Here is a 16,723-nt window from a genome sequence, read left to right on the forward strand (position 1 = left end):
GTGGCAGATCCCTCGACGTACCGCCCCGCGGTGGGCACGATTCCTGAGGCTCCCGGCGTCTACAAGTTCCGCGACGCCGGTGGCCGGGTCGTGTACGTCGGCAAGGCGAAGAGCTTGCGCAGCAGGCTGAACTCGTACTTCGCCGACCTGGCCGGGTTGCACCCGCGCACCCGCCAGATGGTGACGACGGCGGCCTCCGTCGAGTGGACGGTCGTCGCCACCGAGGTCGAGGCGCTGCAGCTCGAGTACAACTGGATCAAGGAGTTCGATCCGCGCTTCAACGTCCGGTACCGCGACGACAAGTCGTACCCGGTGCTGGCCGTGACGTTGCACGAGGAATACCCGCGGCTGCACGTGTATCGCGGCCCGCGCAAGAAGGGCGTGCGCTACTTCGGCCCGTTCGCGCACGCCTGGGCGATTCGCGAGACGTTGGACCTGTTGTTGCGCGTTTTTCCCGCGCGCACGTGTTCGGCGGGTGTTTTCAAGCGTCACAACCAAATCGGCCGTCCTTGTCTGCTCGGGTACATCGACAAGTGCTCGGCGCCGTGCGTCGGCAAGGTGTCGGCGGACGAACACCGCGACATCGTGCTGGACTTCTGCGACTTCCTGGCGGGCAAGACGGACAACATGGTCCGTCGCCTCGAACGCGAAATGCTGGCCGCGTCCGAAGAGCTGGAGTTCGAACGAGCCGCGCGCCTGCGTGACGACCTGGGCGCGTTGCGCCGTGCCATGGAAAAGCAGGCCGTCGTCCTGGGCGACGGCACGGACGCCGACGTGATGGCGTTCGCGCAGGACGAGCTGGAGGTCTCGGTCCAGGTCTTCCACGTCCGCGGCGGCCGCGTGCGCGGCCAGCGAGGCTGGGTCCTGGACAAGGTGGAGGCCGTGGACGACGCCGCGATCGTCGACCAGTTCATCATGCAGTTCTACGGCGACGAAACCGAGAACACCCCGCGCGAGGTGCTCGTGCCCGTGTTGCCGGACGACTCTGAGGCTCTGGAAGCCCTGCTGTCCGAACAGCGGGGCTCGCGTGTGGCGTTGCGCGTCCCACAACGAGGCGACAAGCGCGCGCTGATGGAAACGGTGGCCCGCAACGCCTCCGAAGCCTTCGCCCAGCACAAACTCCGCCGAGCAGGCGACCTGACCGCACGCTCGGCGGCGTTGCAGGAGATCCAAGACGCCCTGATGCTCGACACAGCGCCGCTGCGCATCGAGTGCATCGACATCAGCCACGTCCAAGGCACAGACGTGGTCGCCTCCCTGGTCGTCTTCGAGGACGGTCTGGCCCGCAAGTCCGAGTACCGCCGCTTCGCCCTCCGCGAAGCCGCAACAGAAGGCGACGTCGCCTCCATCGCCGAGGTGGTCCGCCGCCGCTTCCAGGCGATGCTCCGCGAAACGGCCAACGGCGGCCCCAACCCGGGCATCGACCCGGACACCGGCAAACCCCGCAAGTTCGCCTATCCGCCCAACCTCCTGGTGGTGGACGGCGCGGGCCCGCAAGCAGCAGCAGCCTCCGACGTCCTGGCCGAACTGGGCATCACCGACGTGGCAGTGGTGGGCCTGGCAAAGCGCCTCGAAGAAGTCTGGGTCCCAGGCGAACAGGACCCGGTGATCCTCCCGCGCAGCAGCGACGGCCTGTACCTCCTGCAACGAGTCCGCGACGAGGCCCACCGCTTCGCCATCGCCTACCACCGCCAAAAGCGCGGCAAGCGCATGACCACCTCAGAACTCGACGAGGTCCCGGGCCTGGGCGAAACCCGCAAAGCCGCCCTGCTCAAGCACTTCGGCTCGGTGAAGAAGCTGCGCCAGGCCACAGTGGACGAAATCAGCGACGTCCCAGGAGTGGGCCGCCGAACAGCAGAAGCCGTGGTGGCCACCCTCTCCTCCGCAGGAGGCAAAGCCTGATGGCCGCGCTCTCCCACCAGGCCATGACCGAAGAAGTGGCCCTGTGCCGCCTTCCACCGGCAGCCGAAACCCTCCTGACCGACCTGAACGCCCCACGCCGCCTGACGGCCCACCTGCGCGCAGTCCACGACGTGGCAGCCCAGTTACTCACCTGGGTGGCCCAAACCCACCCAGGCGTGACCGTCGACCACGAGTCCGTCCTCTACGGAGCAGCCACCCACGACGTGGGAAAGGTGTTGCACCCCAACGAACTCTCCGGCCCAGGCCACGACCACGAACCGGCGGGCCACGCCCTGCTGCGCTCTCGGGGCGTAGAAGAACGCCTGGCCCGCTTCGCCGCGACCCACGCCTCCTGGACCGCCGAAGGCATCACCCTCGAAGAACTCCTGGTGAGCCTCGCCGACAAGGTGTGGAAGGCAAAACGAGTCCCGGACCTGGAACAACTGGTGACCGACCACCTGGCCCGCGTGAGCGGCCAGGAACCGTGGGAGGTCTTCATGGCCCTGGACGACGAACTGAACCGCATCGCCGAGGGCGCCGACGCCCGCCTGACCTACCAGTCGAGCTACCCGGTAACGGCGTGACGCCCATGGCACCGCACCCGCCACCCGCACCAGGCAGGTCGGTCCGCCGCGCTCACACAGCCGATGTCGCACCTCAGCCAGGCTGGCTCGTTCGCCGCGCTCGCATCGCCGACACCAAACCCCGGTGCCGCCCGCATTCGACGATCCGCACCACACCTGCCGCGCCCGCACCTGCTGCCGGGCTCGCGTCTGGCGGTCGTGCCGTGCCCGCACCACCCGCCGCCGCGCTCACACCACCCGGCGCCAGGCTCGTGTCCGCCGGTCACGCCGCGCCCGCACCACCCACCGCCAGGCCCGCCCCACCGGCCACGCCGCACCCGTCACACCCACCCAGCGCACCCCACCCCCCAGCGCGAGGATCGTGACCGCGGCCACGCCACGCCCGTCTCAACTGCCGAACCTGCCGCACCCGCGGCCCGTTCCAGTGGAGACTCACCACCGGGCCCAGCCACCGTGCGCGGCCCGACCACAGAGCTAGCCCAACCCAGAGCGCGGGAGACGCGCGCTCATGAACAGGTAACGGAGTCGTAGTCGTGAACGCGGAGAAGTCCGGCATCGAAGTCGCCGTGGTGACCGGGCTGTCCGGTGCGGGCCGCAGCACCGCGGCCAAGTGCCTGGAGGACCTCGGCTGGTTCGTCGTCGACAACCTGCCCCCGGAACTCATCGCCACCATGGTGGAGCTCGGCGCCCAGGCGCGCGGGGCCATCACGAGGGTCGCTGTCGTCATGGACGTGCGCAGTCGCGCGTTCACCGAGGACCTGGCCTCCATCATCAAGGATCTGGACGCGCGCGGGTACAAGCCGCGGGTGCTGTTCCTCGAAGCCACCGACGACGTGCTGATCCGCCGGTTCGAGGCGGTGCGGCGCGGTCACCCCATGCAGGGGGACGGCCGGTTGCAGGACGGCATCGAGGCCGAGCGGATCCTGCTCACGCCGCTCAAGCAGGAAGCGGACCTCGTGCTCGACACGAGTGCGCTCTCCATCCACCAGCTCAGGGCCAAGATCGAGGACAGCTTCGGCTCCGAGGCGGCCAGCAGGACGCGGGTCACGGTGCTGAGCTTCGGGTACAAGTACGGGCTGCCGATGGACGCCGACCTCGTCATGGACGTGCGGTTCCTGCCCAACCCGTTCTGGATCCCGGAGCTGCGCGAGCAGACGGGGCTCGATGGTGAGGTGCGCAACTACGTGCTGTCCCAGGAGGGCGCTGACGAGTTCCTTGATCGGTACCACGAACTGCTCCGGCTCATCGGGGCCGGGTACCGGCGTGAGGGCAAGCGCTACCTGACGCTCGCTATCGGTTGCACCGGCGGGAAGCACCGCAGTGTTGCCTTGAGCGAAGAGTTGGCCGCGAGGCTGGCTAGCGAGGACGGCATGGCTGTCAAGGTCGTGCACAGGGATCTGGGACGCGAGTGACGAAGTTGAAAGCTGTTGCTTTGGGTGGCGGGCACGGGCTGCACGCGACGCTGACCGCGCTCAAGCGGGTCACCGACGACGTGACGGCCGTGGTGACCGTCGCGGACGACGGGGGTTCGTCGGGGCGGTTGCGGCGCGAGCTCAGTGACCTGCTGCCGCCTGGTGACCTGCGCAAGGCCATGGCGGCGCTGGCCGGGGACGACGAGGCCAGCCGGCTGTGGACGTCCCTGTTCAAGCACCGCTTCGGCGGCACGGGGGCGCTCGCCGGGCACGCGGTCGGGAATCTGGTGATCGCCGGGCTGCTCGAGCAGCTCGGCGATCCCGTCGCGGTGCTCGACCTCACGAGCAGGTTGCTCGGCGTCAAGGGGCGGGTGCTGCCCATGTCGAACGATCCGCTCGACATCGAGGCCGACGTCACAGGGCTCGACGAGGACGTGACGGACGTGCGGCGCATCCGGGGGCAGGTCGCCATCGCGACCACGCCGGGGCTGGTGCAGCGCATCCGGTTGACTGCCCCGAACGGGCGACCTGCCGGCTGTCCGGAAGCAGTACAGGCTGTACTTGACGCGGATCTTGTGTTACTCGGCCCCGGATCGTGGTTCACCAGCGTGTTGCCGCACCTGCTGGTGCCCGAACTGCACGACGCGCTCGTGCGCACGGAGGCCAAGAAGGTCCTCGTGCTCAATCTCGTCCCCCAACCGGGTGAAACTGCTGGTTTCTCTCCGGAGCGGCATTTGGACGTAGTCTGCGAACACGCACCCGAGCTGAAGGTGGACGCGGTGATCGCCGACGTCGACTCGGTCCCGACCCCGGACCGGTTGACGCGAGCCGCCTCGGCACTGGGTGCGCGGACGCATCTGGCGAAGATCGCCGCACCGGACGCCGCTGAACGGCATGATCCGGAGGCGCTTGCCGGTTGCCTGAGGCAGGTGGTCGAGGAGACCGGAGTGGGAGGGACGAGCCCGTGGCGATGACGTCGGCGGTCAAGGACGAGCTGAGCAGGCTCGCGGTATCCAAGACCTGTTGCCGCCGCGCGGAGGTGTCCTCGCTGCTCAGGTTCGCCGGCGGCCTGCACATCGTGTCCGGCAGGGTCGTCGTCGAGGCCGAACTCGACCTCGGATCCGCGGCCCGCAGGCTGCTCAAGGAGATCCAGGCGCTCTACGGCCACCACGCCGAGGTGTTCACGATCCAGTCCAACGGCCTGCGCAAGGGCACCCGGTACGTCGTCCGCGTGGTCAAGGACGGCGAGGGTCTCGCCCGGCAGACCGGCCTGCTCGACCCGCGTGGCCGTCCCGTGCGCGGGCTGCCCGCGCCGGTCGTGAGCGGCGGCGTGTGCGACGCCGAGGCGGCGTGGCGCGGTGCGTTCCTCGCGCACGGCTCGCTGACCGAACCCGGTCGCAGCTCGTCGCTGGAGATCACCTGTCCCGGTCCCGAGGCCGCGCTGGCCCTGGTCGGAGCTGCCCGCCGCATGGGCATCTCGTCCAAGTCGCGCGAGGTCCGCGGGGCCGAGCGCGTGGTGATAAGGGACGGCGACGCCATCGGCGCGATGCTCACCAAGCTCGGCGCGCACGACAGCGTCATGGCGTGGGAAGAGCGCCGGATGCGGCGTGAGGTGCGCGCCACGGCGAACAGGCTCGCGAACTTCGACGACGCCAACCTGCGTCGTTCGGCCCGTGCGGCCGTCGCGGCCGCGGCACGGGTCGCGCGCGCGTTGGAGATCCTCGGCCCGGAGGCACCGGACCACCTGGCCGCGGCCGGTCAGCTGCGGCTCGCGCACCGCCAGGCGTCCTTGGAGGAGCTCGGGCAGCTGTCCGACCCGCAGATGACCAAGGACGCGGTGGCAGGCCGTATAAGGCGTCTCCTGGCGATGGCCGACAAGCGCGCGAAGGACCTCGGACTGCCGGACACGGAGTCGGCAGTGACCGCGGAGATGCTCGAAGCAGAGGTCTAAGAAGTCTGACGGCCTGCCCACACGGCGAGTTGTGCCCGTGAGCGCAGGCCCAGCTTCGACCGGGCGTGCGTGACGTGCCGGGCAACGGTGTGCGGCGAGATGCCGAGCCGTTGCCCGATCTGCCGGTTCGTCAGCCCCTCCGCCACCAGCGTCGCCACGTGCAGTTCGCGCGCCGAGATCACCCCGTCGGCGGGGTCCTCGGCGTGCGGCTGCTCGGTCAGGGCGTAGGAAATGGCCTGCGCCAACGACATCCGCTCACCCGTCGACTCGGCCGCCCGCAGCCGGGTGGCCGAGATCCGGTCACGGCACACGGCCCGTGCGTCGTCCACCAACGCCTGCCAGTACGGCTCGGCACGGAAGTCGTAGCGCGTGCGCACCACATTGGCAGACGTCAGCAACGAGAGAGCGCGCTCGTCATCGGCCCCCACGCCCACGAGCCCCAACGCGAGCCCTTCCAGGTCGTAGAACTGGTCCATCGGGTGCTCGGCACCGACCTCCAGACTCTCCCGGAACAGCTCGACCGCCTCGGGGAAGTCCTTGCGCGCCAACGCAATGGCGCCCGCCGTGTGCAGCACGGGGTTCAGCATGTGCGGCAGCCCGATCAGCCGCGTCAACGTCAGCGCGTCCCGCACCAACGGCGCCGCCCGGTCCGCGAAACCGTGTTGCAGCAACGTCCAGCCGTACGAGTTCAACAGGATGGCGCGCGCGAGCTTGTCGTCGGAGTCGCGCAGCAGCACAGAGGCCTCGTCGAACAACTCCCACGCACGCGAAGGATCGCCGGTGTGCGCCTCGGCAGACGCCAGCACCTCCAATGCCCGCGCCGTAGTGCCCGGACGGCACGCATCAGCGCGTTCGATCGCCAGCGACTCCTCAGCGAAACGGCGCGTCACGTGCCACCCGCCGCGCACGCGGTGATGCATCGCCGCCAGCACCGCCAGCACGCTCCGGTACGCCTGCGGCAGCGGCCGGGACAACGCCTGGTGCAGCAGCTCGGTCGGCGCACCCCGAGGCCCGCGAGGCGTCGAGGTCCAGGCCGTCGCGACGGCCGTCAGTGCGTGCCGTGACCAGTCACCGGTCGACGCCGTGCGGGAGGCGGCGAGGTCGAGCAGCCCGACGTTGCGGTCCAGCAGCAGCACAACAGGCGGTGAAGGCGCGAACGACGAGATCTCCGGCTCCACGAGCGAACACACCCACTCGACCACACGGTCGGCCACGAGAGAGACGTCGCCGTGCGCCACAGCTCGTTCACGGCAGTACAGGCGCACCGATTCGAGCTGCCGGAACGTCGTGTGCCCGCCCACCCGGTCCACCACCAGCAACGACTTCTGCTCCAGCCCGGTCAGCAGCTCCAGCGCGTCCGGCACGCCGCACACCGCCGCGGCCACGTCGAGGTCGAACGGCACCCCCAGCACCGCGAGCCGCCGCGACGCCTCCTGCTCCTCCGGCGACAACAGGTCGTAACTCCACCCGATCGCGGTGCGCAGCGTGCGGTGCCGGTCCTCGGACGTGCGCGGACCGCCCGTCAGCAACGCCAGCCGGTCACCCAGCCGGGCGAGGATGTCGGCGGGGGAGAGCACCGGGATGCGCCGCGCGGCCAGTTCGATCGCGAGCGGCATGCCGTCCAACGACCGGCACACGGCGAGAACGTCGGCGACGTTCGAGGCGTCCACCTCGAACGAACGGTCCACCGACGCGGCACGGTCGCGGAACAACGCCACGGCGTCGTGCTCCAACTCCAGCTCACCGACGGAGAAGACCTGCTCGCCGGCCAGCCGCAACGGCTCGCGGGACGTCACCAGCACGCGCAACCGAGGACAGCGGGCCAGCAACTCCGCGACGACGCCGGCGACGGCGCCGAGCACGTGCTCGCAGTTGTCCAGCACCAGCAACGGCCGCCGGTGCTGCTCGACCTCGGCGACCACGGCGTCGCGCGCCGACCCGTTCGGCAACGGGTGCGCGCCGACCGCCACGAAGATCGCCTGCACCACGTCGGACGCGGACGCGAGCGGCGTCCACCACGTCTGATCAGCGCGTTTGCTCGCGTGCTGGATCGCAAGGCGCGTCTTGCCCGCACCGCCGGGGCCGACCAGCGAGACCAGCCGGTCCGCCTCGGTGCGGGCCAGCGCGGCCAGTTCCTCGCGCCTGCCCACGAAGCTGTCGAGCGGCGTGGGCACGAACGAGACCGCGCTGTTCGTCTCGATGCGCGCGGACGTGCGCGAGCGATAGGCGCGCTGACGGCACGCGTTGGAGCAGTACCGTCGACCTGCGACCGCCTCCGTGAGAGGGTTTCCACACGTCACGCATGTGGCAGCGGCGGCCGTCATAATCCCCGACCGTACCGGGTGCGTAACGGCCTGTAACACCCGCTGTTTCGGGGTATTGAGCCTGCTCCGGAAGCGTGGACAGGATCCTGACATGAATCCGCTCACCAGAACCGAGAGCACCCTCGTGCCGCCCCAGGACCGCCCGGTCGTGGACGAGTGGCTGACGCGCATCCAGGCCGTCGTCGGACGCGACCCGAAGGACACCAGCCCGGAGGCTTGCCGGACCGCGGCGGAGGCGGCAGAGGAGTTGAGCGCCTACCTCTGGATGCTCCGCGCGCTGCGCCGCCGAACGGCCTAATCAGGGCCACTTTTACTGGCTCGATCAAGAGATACTCACTATCCCTGTGACCAGGGACGCAGTTCGGCAGATAGGGTGGGCTCGTTCCTGCCAAAGCTGAACGCAAGGAGTCAGTCGTGACGGTTCGTGTAGGTGTCAACGGTTTCGGTCGGATCGGGCGCAACTTCTTCCGCGCCGTGAGGGCCGGCGGCCACGACATCGAGATCGTCGCGTTCAACGACCTCGGTGACGTCGCCACCATGGCCCACCTGCTGAAGTACGACAGCATCCTCGGTCGCCTGGACGCCGACGTGCAGGTCACCGACGAGGGCATCTCCGTCGACGGCAAGGTCATCAAGGCCCTGGCCGAGCGCGACCCGGGCAAGCTGCCCTGGAAGGACCTCGGCGTCGACGTCGTCGTCGAGTCGACCGGCTTCTTCACCGACGCCACCAAGGCCCGTTCGCACGTGGACGAGGGCGGCGCCAAGAAGGTCATCATCTCCGCGCCGGCCAAGAACGAGGACCTGACGGTCGTCATCGGTGCCAACGAGGAGAAGCTCGACGGTTCGCAGACGATCATCTCGAACGCGTCCTGCACCACGAACTGCCTCGCGCCGCTGGCCAAGGTCCTCAACGACAGCTTCGGCATCGAGCAGGGCCTCATGACCACGATCCACGCGTACACGCAGGACCAGAACCTGCAGGACGCGCCGCACAGCGACCTCCGCCGTGCCCGCGCCGCCGCGCTGAACATCGTCCCGACCTCCACGGGTGCCGCGAAGGCCATCGGCCTGGTCCTGCCGGAGCTCAAGGGCAAGCTCGACGGCTACGCGCTGCGCGTGCCGATCCCCACCGGCTCGGCGACCGACCTGACCGTCACGCTCAAGCGCGAGGTCACCGTCGAAGAGGTCAACGCCGCGTACAAGGCCGCTGCCGAGGGCCCGCTGGCCGGCATCCTCAAGTACTCGACCGACCCGATCGTGTCGGCCGACATCGTCACCGACCCGCACTCGTGCATCTACGACGCGCCGCTGACCAAGGTCATTGGCAACCAGGTCAAGGTCGTCGGCTGGTACGACAACGAGTGGGGCTACTCCAACCGCCTCGCGGACCTGGTCAAGCTCGTCGCCTCCAAGATCTGAGTTCGGAGCGAGTGCGTTGAAGACTCTCAGCGACCTGCTCGCCGAGGGTGTCGCAGGTCGGCGCGTCCTGGTGCGCGCCGACCTGAACGTCCCCCTCGACGGAGACAAGATCACCGACGACGGCCGCGTGCGCGCGTCGGTGCCGACGATCAAGGCCCTGGCCGACGCCGGTGCCCGCGTGATCGTCACCGCTCACCTCGGCCGCCCCAAGGGCGAGCCGGACCCCAAGTTCTCGCTGGCCCCGGCCGCCGCTCGCCTCGGTGAGCTGCTCGGCACGGAGGTCGCGCTCGCGTCCGACCTCGTCGGCCCGTCCGCCACGTCCGTGGTCGGCGCGGTCACCGACGGCGGCGTCGTGATGCTGGAGAACGTCCGCTTCGACGCCCGTGAGACGTCGAAGGACGACGCGGAGCGCGCGTCGCTCGCCGAGGAGCTCGCGTCGTTCGCCGACGCGTTCGTCTCCGACGGCTTCGGCGTCGTGCACCGCAAGCAGGCCTCGGTCTACGACGTGGCGCAGAAGCTGCCCGCGTACGTCGGCGGTCTCGTCGAGGCCGAGCTGGGCGTGCTGAAGAAGCTGACCGACGACCTGGAGCGCCCGTACGTCGTGGCGCTCGGCGGTTCGAAGGTGTCCGACAAGCTCGGCGTCATCGCGAACCTGCTGTCCAAGGTCGACCGGCTGCTCATCGGCGGCGGCATGGCGTACACGTTCCTCAAGGCCCAGGGCCACGAGGTCGGCACGTCGCTGCTGCAGGAGGACCAGCTCGACCAGGTCCGCGGCTTCCTCGCCGAGGCCGAGAAGCGCGGCGTCGAGCTCGTGCTGCCGGTCGACGTGCTGGTCACGGCCGAGTTCGGCAACGTCGAGCACGAGGTCGTCGCCACTTCCGCGATCCCCGCCGACAAGATGGGCCTCGACATCGGTCCCGAGTCGCGCGAGCTGTTCGCGTCGAAGCTGGCCGACGCCCGCACCGTCTTCTGGAACGGCCCGATGGGCGTGTTCGAGATCGAGACCTACGCCGGCGGCACCCGTGCCGTGGCGGAGGCCCTGGTCAAGTCCGAGGCGTTCACCGTCGTCGGCGGCGGCGACTCGGCCGCGGCCGTGCGCGCGCTCGGCCTGCCCGAGGACGGCTTCTCGCACATCTCCACCGGCGGTGGCGCGTCACTCGAGTTCCTTGAGGGCAAGGAACTCCCCGGCATCAGCGTTTTGGAGTCCTGATGGCAGCCCGGCTCCCGCTCATCGCGGGCAACTGGAAGATGAACCTCAACCACCTCGAAGCGATCGCACTCGTGCAGAAGATCGCCTTCTCCCTCCCGGAGAAGTACTTCGCCAAGGTCGAGGTGGCGGTGCTCCCGCCGTTCGTGGACATCCGCAGCATTCAGACGCTGGTCGACGGCGACAAGCTGCTGCTCAAGTACGGCGCGCAGGACGTCTCGCAGCACGACTCCGGTGCCTACACCGGCGAGGTGTCGGGCCCGATGCTCGCGAAGCTCGGCTGCCACTACGTGACGGTCGGCCACTCCGAGCGCCGCGAGTACCACGGCGAGACGGACGCCATCGTCAACGCCAAGATCAAGGCGGCGCTCAAGGTCGAGGTCACGCCGATCTTCTGCTTCGGCGAGAAGCTCGACGTGCGCACGGCCGGCGGTCACCTCGACCTGGTGCGCCAGCAGCTGGAGGACGGCCTCGCCGGCTTCTCCGCCGAGCAGGTCGCCAAGATCGTGTTCGCCTACGAGCCCGTGTGGGCGATCGGCACCGGCAAGACCGCGTCGTCCGCGGACGCGCAGGAGGTCTGCTCGGTCGTCCGCTCGTTCGTGGCGGAGAAGTACGGCGAGGAGACCGCTGCCGTCGTCCGCGTGCTGTACGGCGGTTCGGTGAAGTCGTCGAACATCGCCGAACTCATTGGGCAGAAGGACATCGACGGCGCCCTCGTCGGCGGCGCGAGCCTTCAGGCCGACGAATTCAGCAAGCTGTGCGCTCTGGCCGCGGGCGGGCCTCTACCCTAAGTTGATCTGAGGCGTGCCGGTCGCCCTGGCCTGCTCGTTCGACGCCCCCGCTGAGCGTCGTCCGGGACGGATAAGGTGGGCGATTGGCGCACCTTAGTCCCTAACCCCACTGGTTGCACACGTTCGGCAGTCGAACAGGTACTCTATGGCGTCGGCTGCCTGACAGCGAGGAAGAAATGATCCTGTTCCTTCAGATCCTGTTGATCGTCTCCAGCGTCGTGCTGGTGCTGCTCGTGCTGTTGCACCGCGGGCGCGGCGGCGGTTTGTCCTCGCTGTTCGGCGGCGGTATGCAGTCGAGTCTGTCCGGTTCCTCCGTCGTCGAGAAGAACCTCGACCGCCTGACGCTCTTCGTCGGCGCGGTCTGGGTCATCGCCATCGTGGGCATCGGACTGCTGATCAAGCTGCCCGGCGCAGCCTGATCAACCGTTCAGCGGCAGAAGCCCTTCGGGGCTTGGGGTAATCCACTTGGTGGGGGTGTAACGGTCGATGTCAGGTGGTAACGCGATTCGCGGTACCCGCGTCGGCGCAGGCCCGATGGGCGAATCGGAGCGCGGCGAGTCCGCGCCCCGTCGTCGGGTGTCGTACTGGTGCGCGAACGGTCACGAGTCCCGGCCTTCCTTCGCGGTCGACGCGGAGATCCCGGAGAACTGGGACTGCCCGCGCTGCGGCCTCCCCGCAGGTCGTGACGAGCAGACGCCACCCGCGCCTCCGCGCAACGAGCCGTACAAGACGCACCTTGCGTACGTGAAGGAGCGGCGCTCCGACGCGGATGGTGAGGCGATCCTCGAAGAGGCGCTCGCCAAGCTTCGTCGGCAGCGCGAAGAGCCGTAAAGGTTTTGGATCAACGCGAAAGGCCCCCTCATCCTGCGGAGAGGGGGCCTTTCGCGTTGTGTGGGTGCGGGTTCTGTCACCAGTGCGGGGGTTGGGTTTGGGTGCAAAGACAACCGCGGACGAGCCGGGTCATTTCATCGCCGCTGCGCGACGATAGAGATTGGGGCTTGACTTCGGGGCCCTTGCGAGGCGCTGGTCGGCCGGAAAGGCCGGGCTGAAAAGCGCCCGGCCGATCCCAGACAGGCGTAGCACCTCGCACCCAAAGTCAAGCCCCAATCTCCAGCGTGCGTGGCTGGGTTGGGTGCGTACGTCACCACACCGCTGGTTCGATGTGCGGTACTCGTACGGGCTCGCCTTCGGCTTCGCGTTGGTCAGGAGCGGCGCAGGCCCGAGAACTGGCGGCGGAGCATCGCGGCACCCACGAGCAAGAAGAAGAGAAGTACGACGAGGGTGCTGGTCGTGCCGCCCGACGAACTGGACAGCGTCACGTCCACGTTGCCGACCAGGATGATCCCGCACTCCGCGCGCACCTTGTGACGCCCAGGTTCGATGTTCGCGAACTTCACCGGCGACGAGAACGTGCCGTTGTCGTCAGCGGTCGTCTTGCCCACGTCCTGACCGAGAGACTTCAACGTCACGTTGGCGCCCTTCGGGCAGCCGGTGCCCGTGGCGGTCAGGTCGTCGCCCGGCTGGATGTTGTCCTTGTCCAGGAGCAGGACGCCGTCACCGGGGCCCGTGAAGGCGTCGGTCGTGGAGGTCGAGGGCGACGACGAGTCCGTGGTGGTCGTGGTCGTCGTGGTGGTGGTCGTGACCGGGGGAGTCGTGGTCGTGATGACCGGCGGGCGGGTCGTCACCGGCGGGTTGGTCACGGGCGGGTTGGTCGTGATGACCGGCGGCTTGGTCGTGGTGGTCACCGGGGGAGGCGGGGCCACGACGAGCAGGCGGAGACTTGCCGCACCGCACTTCGTGTTCGACGACGTGGCCTGGAGCGAGCGCCAGCCCGCGGGCGTGTTGGCGGGCACCGTGGCGTTCTCGACAACGCCGCTCGAGGCCGAGGGTCTTGTCGCGATCTGGGCCCCGTTGAGCGTGAAACTGATGCTCACGCCGCGACACGTGACGAAACCACCCCACTCGATGCGGATCCCGGCGCCCGCTGTGGCAGGCTGCGGCGTCGCGGTCACACTGGGCTGCTGCTGGGCGACCGCCGGTGTGGCGCTCAGCACCGTAACACCGGCCGTAATGGCCACGAGTAAGCCTAAAGACCGCATTCCCTCTCCCCGGATCAGAACCTAAGGTGCGCTAGTGAGACGTCGCATGGCCGGTGCAGGTTTACTGCTGTTGTGCGGAATTATGCTGCTTCCGCAGACGGCCTCCGCACAGGACGGGTCTGTGATCCTCGAGGCCGATGTGGACGGTAGGCCGGTTGGAGTAGGGACGCTGGTGCTGGACCCGGCGCGGACCGCCAAGGTGTCCATCACGGTCCGCAACAACACGAACACCGTGCAGCGGGTCAAGACCGTGCGGATCAGCGGGTCGGCGTTGGCGTTGACCTTCTTCTCTTACGACACAACGGTTCCGTTCGACGTGCCCGCCAAGTCGTCGGAGACGCGGTCGTTCCCGTTGGAGCCGACCGATCTCGGGGCCCAGGCGATCGGGTTGCTGCCGGTCGAGGTCGAGGTCATCGACGTGACCCGGGAGAGCATCGCGTCGGTCGAGACGACCGGGGACGTGCAGGGGTCGTTGTGGTCGGTGTACGGGGCGTTCGGGCTCGGGGTGCTGATCCTGACGGGGCTGTCGTGGGCCGGTGCGCTCATCGCCCTCGGACGGCGGAGACTGCCTGCGAACCGGTGGCAGCGGGCCATGCGGTTCTTGCCGGCAGGCATAGGCACCGGGCTGGTGGCGGTGATCTCGTTGTCGGTGTTGAGGCTGGTGGCGCCTTCGCCCTCGGCGGAGATCCCGTTCATCGTCGGGGCGGCCGCGGCGGCGTTCGTGCTCGGGTACCTGACGCCGCATCCCGGTGAGCCCGGGCCCCAGTCCTATGTGGATCCCGACACGGTGAGGATTCAGCGGTGACTCTGTCCAGTGTGGTCGCCGCGCTGCCGCAGTACGCCGTCGGCGAGCAGATCGGCGAGGGCGGCATGGGCGTCGTCTACGGCGGTGTGCACCGGCAGCTCGGGCGGCCCGTGGCCATCAAGCGGTTGCCGCACGCGGTGGCCGAGGACCCTCGGATGAGCGAGCGGTTCGAGCACGAGGCACGGTTGCTGGCCCGGCTCGACCACCCGCACATCGTGCCCGTGTACGACTACGTGCGGCAGCAGGGCGAGCACCTGCTGGTGATGGAACGGCTCGACGGCGGCACGGTGTGGTCGCGCTTCGCGAGTGACGGGCTGACGGCTCAGCAGTCGTGCGGGATCGTGCTGGCGGCCCTCTCCGGGCTGCACGCGGCGCACGAGGCCGGGGTGTTGCACCTCGACGTGAAGCCCAAGAACCTGCTCTTCACGTCGAACGGCCTCGTGAAGGTCGCGGACTTCGGCATCTCGCAGGTCGTGTCGGAGGGCGCGACGCTCGTGACGCACGGCGGCGCGGTGCTCGGCACACCCGCGTACATCGCGCCGGAGCAGGCGATGGGGAACCCGTTGTCGCCCGCGGCGGACGTGTACGCGACCGGCACGATGCTCTACGAACTGCTGTGCGGGGATCTGCCGTTCGAACGTGGTGGCGGGCCCATCGCGATGATCCAGAAGCGCGTGTTCCAGGACCCGCGTCCGTTGCCGAAGGTGCCGGAACCGCTCAAGGGTGTCGTGATGCGCAGCATCGCGCGGGAGCCGGAGGCGCGGTACCGCAACGCCGAGACGTTCGCGATCGACCTGGCGGCCGCGGCGGGCCACCTGTTCGGACCGGACTGGCTCGTGCGGCTCCAGATGCCCGTGCACCTCGCACCGCAGGTGTCGTCGTCTTCTACGCGTCCGTCGCTTCGGCCCGTGTCGGAACGGGAGACCGTGACGCTCACGCAGCAGCCGATTCGCGCCACGCTCGTGGACCCGATTCCGGCCGCACGGTTGAGTGGCAGCAGCACGCTCGTGCCGGCCGCACAGGTGCTCAAGCCGCCGTCGACGCCGTGGGCGTTGTGGCTGGTGGCGGCGATCGCGTTGATCGCGATGGCCGTGGTGCCGTTCGTGGCGACCGGCACCCCGCCGGAGACCACGATCATCACGGACCTCACCGGCCCGATTCAGGTCGAAGGCACGCACCTGGTCGTGACGGCGGCCGGGATCCCGCTCGCGGACGTGCCCGAGCGAACGACTGAAGGCTTCGTGCTGCCAGGCGTCGCGCGGTGGATCATCGGCGGCGTCGTGACGGCCCAGGTCGACGGCAAGGAGCCGTTCCTGCTGCAGTCGAGTCAGACGCCGTGGCTGAGCCTCATGGGCACCGGGTCGGTGTTGCTGCTGCTCTTCACGTTCGCGTACCTCGAGTCGAACCTGCGGGCGTTGCGGCGCAGGCAGACCGGCATTGCGGCGATCATCGCGTCGGTGCCGCTCGGGCTCGGGCTGGGACTCTCGGTGTGGCTGCTGGTGTCGGTGCTGCTCAAGAACGAGCCGACGATCTCGATCGCGCTCACCTGCGCGGTGCTCGGTGCGGCGGCGGCGTTGAGCGCGTCGCTCGCCTCTAAGCGCGTCTGACGGCCAGTTCGAACAGGTCCGCGAGTTCGCGGGCGTACGCGGAGACGTCGGTGTCCGGCCGGGCCATGAGCTCGGCCGGCGCCGCCTCCATCGCGGCCAGCACGGACACCGCCATCACCCGCGGCGCGAACTCCCGCAGCTCACCGGCCTGCTGGCCCTCGCGGAACATGTCCTCCAGCTCGGTCAGCGTGCGGGCGTTCTGCTCGTCCGCCCACGTCCGCGCGGACTCGGCGTCCCGCGCGGCGGCCGCGATCTGCGAGATCGCGATCAGCTCCGTGGGGTGTTCGGCGCAGTAGACGACGAAGCCTTCGATCAACGACCGCAGCGCGCTCACGTAGCCGTCGGCGTTCTCTGTGTGTGCGGTCAGCGCACGGTCCATTGAGTCGTGCACGGTCAGCATGACCTGCTTCATCAACGCCTCGCGCTTCGCGAAGTGGTACGTGATGAGCCCCGGGCTGATGCCCGCACGTTGCGCGATCTGCACGAACGACGACTTCGCGTACCCGATCTCGGCGATCGTCGCGATGGTCGCGGCCACGATCTGACCGCGCCGGGCGTCCTCGATGAAGCTGCGCTTCTGGCCGCCCGACCGATTTTCTGGTTGCATGAACAGCATCCTAGT

Annotated in this window: 16 protein-coding genes; 13 read left to right on the forward strand and 3 right to left on the reverse strand. The window is 69.0% G+C overall.

The features are described 5' to 3' along the window. The 5 genes from uvrC (at nucleotide 1) to whiA (ending at nucleotide 5,849) form a co-directional block, all read left to right on the forward strand. Nucleotides 1-1,902 (forward strand): excinuclease ABC subunit UvrC, encoded by a 1,902-nt coding sequence (uvrC, locus tag JNUCC0626_RS00005; RefSeq protein ID WP_394617538.1) that lies wholly within the window; start codon nucleotides 1-3, stop codon nucleotides 1,900-1,902. Next, nucleotides 1,902-2,486, forward strand: a complete 585-nt coding sequence (locus JNUCC0626_RS00010; RefSeq protein WP_394617539.1) for an HD domain-containing protein — start codon at nucleotides 1,902-1,904, stop codon at nucleotides 2,484-2,486. The genes uvrC and JNUCC0626_RS00010 overlap by 1 nt, the downstream gene beginning before the upstream one ends. A 554-nt stretch (nucleotides 2,487-3,040) precedes the next feature. After that, a complete protein-coding gene (rapZ, locus tag JNUCC0626_RS00015; RefSeq protein WP_394622271.1) occupies nucleotides 3,041-3,898 on the forward strand; it encodes an RNase adapter RapZ in 858 nt (285 codons plus the stop codon). A gap of 5 nt (nucleotides 3,899-3,903) precedes the next feature. Continuing rightward, entirely contained in the window at nucleotides 3,904-4,872 is a 969-nt protein-coding gene (locus JNUCC0626_RS00020; protein WP_382445155.1) for a gluconeogenesis factor YvcK family protein, read from the forward strand. Further along, nucleotides 4,863-5,849 (forward strand): DNA-binding protein WhiA, encoded by a 987-nt coding sequence (whiA, locus tag JNUCC0626_RS00025; RefSeq protein WP_030478101.1) that lies wholly within the window; start codon nucleotides 4,863-4,865, stop codon nucleotides 5,847-5,849. The genes JNUCC0626_RS00020 and whiA overlap by 10 nt, the downstream gene beginning before the upstream one ends. Here the strand turns inward: whiA and JNUCC0626_RS00030 are convergent. After that, complete coding sequence (locus JNUCC0626_RS00030; RefSeq protein WP_394617540.1) at nucleotides 5,846-8,023, reverse strand: ATP-binding protein; 2,178 nt, start codon at nucleotides 8,021-8,023, stop codon at nucleotides 5,846-5,848. The two genes, whiA and JNUCC0626_RS00030, sit on opposite strands and share 4 nt — an antisense overlap. A gap of 241 nt (nucleotides 8,024-8,264) precedes the next feature. On the opposite strand from JNUCC0626_RS00030, the gene JNUCC0626_RS00035 reads away from it, so the two are divergent. The 6 genes from JNUCC0626_RS00035 (at nucleotide 8,265) to JNUCC0626_RS00060 (ending at nucleotide 12,421) form a co-directional block, all read left to right on the forward strand. Beyond that, nucleotides 8,265-8,471, forward strand: coding sequence for a hypothetical protein (locus tag JNUCC0626_RS00035; protein ID WP_394617541.1), 207 nt, complete (start codon nucleotides 8,265-8,267; stop codon nucleotides 8,469-8,471). A gap of 116 nt (nucleotides 8,472-8,587) precedes the next feature. Next, complete coding sequence (gap, locus tag JNUCC0626_RS00040; RefSeq protein WP_285641248.1) at nucleotides 8,588-9,592, forward strand: type I glyceraldehyde-3-phosphate dehydrogenase; 1,005 nt, start codon at nucleotides 8,588-8,590, stop codon at nucleotides 9,590-9,592. Between the two features lie 16 nt (nucleotides 9,593-9,608). After that, nucleotides 9,609-10,802 (forward strand): phosphoglycerate kinase, encoded by a 1,194-nt coding sequence (locus JNUCC0626_RS00045; protein WP_394617542.1) that lies wholly within the window; start codon nucleotides 9,609-9,611, stop codon nucleotides 10,800-10,802. Beyond that, on the forward strand, nucleotides 10,802-11,590 hold the full coding sequence (tpiA, locus tag JNUCC0626_RS00050) for a triose-phosphate isomerase (protein WP_394617543.1): 789 nt from the start codon (nucleotides 10,802-10,804) through the stop codon (nucleotides 11,588-11,590). The genes JNUCC0626_RS00045 and tpiA overlap by 1 nt, the downstream gene beginning before the upstream one ends. A 176-nt stretch (nucleotides 11,591-11,766) precedes the next feature. Further along, nucleotides 11,767-12,009 (forward strand): preprotein translocase subunit SecG, encoded by a 243-nt coding sequence (gene secG, locus JNUCC0626_RS00055; RefSeq protein ID WP_285641251.1) that lies wholly within the window; start codon nucleotides 11,767-11,769, stop codon nucleotides 12,007-12,009. A gap of 67 nt (nucleotides 12,010-12,076) precedes the next feature. Further along, entirely contained in the window at nucleotides 12,077-12,421 is a 345-nt protein-coding gene (locus JNUCC0626_RS00060) for an RNA polymerase-binding protein RbpA (protein ID WP_053738343.1), read from the forward strand. A 371-nt stretch (nucleotides 12,422-12,792) separates the two neighbouring features. Here the strand turns inward: JNUCC0626_RS00060 and JNUCC0626_RS00065 are convergent, their stop codons facing one another. Beyond that, a complete protein-coding gene (locus tag JNUCC0626_RS00065; RefSeq protein ID WP_394617544.1) occupies nucleotides 12,793-13,524 on the reverse strand; it encodes a hypothetical protein in 732 nt (243 codons plus the stop codon). Nucleotides 13,525-13,861: 337 nt separating this feature from the next. Between JNUCC0626_RS00065 and JNUCC0626_RS00070 the strand changes: the two genes are divergently transcribed. Both JNUCC0626_RS00070 and JNUCC0626_RS00075 read left to right on the forward strand, forming a co-directional pair. Beyond that, nucleotides 13,862-14,494, forward strand: coding sequence for a hypothetical protein (locus JNUCC0626_RS00070; RefSeq protein WP_394617545.1), 633 nt, complete (start codon nucleotides 13,862-13,864; stop codon nucleotides 14,492-14,494). Continuing rightward, nucleotides 14,491-16,101: a serine/threonine-protein kinase gene (locus JNUCC0626_RS00075; protein WP_394617546.1), complete on the forward strand. Its 1,611-nt coding sequence runs from the start codon at nucleotides 14,491-14,493 to the stop codon at nucleotides 16,099-16,101. Before JNUCC0626_RS00070 ends, JNUCC0626_RS00075 begins: the two co-directional genes overlap by 4 nt. On the opposite strand, the gene JNUCC0626_RS00080 is transcribed toward JNUCC0626_RS00075, so the two are convergent. Next, nucleotides 16,088-16,708 carry a TetR/AcrR family transcriptional regulator gene (locus JNUCC0626_RS00080; protein ID WP_394617547.1) on the reverse strand — a complete coding sequence of 207 codons (621 nt, stop codon included), beginning with the start codon at nucleotides 16,706-16,708 and terminating at the stop codon, nucleotides 16,088-16,090. The genes JNUCC0626_RS00075 and JNUCC0626_RS00080 overlap by 14 nt on opposite strands. Nucleotides 16,709-16,723 lie beyond the last annotated feature (15 nt).

Origin of the sequence: Lentzea sp. JNUCC 0626 (genome assembly GCF_043632865.1) — a bacterium.
Classification (GTDB): domain Bacteria; phylum Actinomycetota; class Actinomycetes; order Mycobacteriales; family Pseudonocardiaceae; genus Lentzea.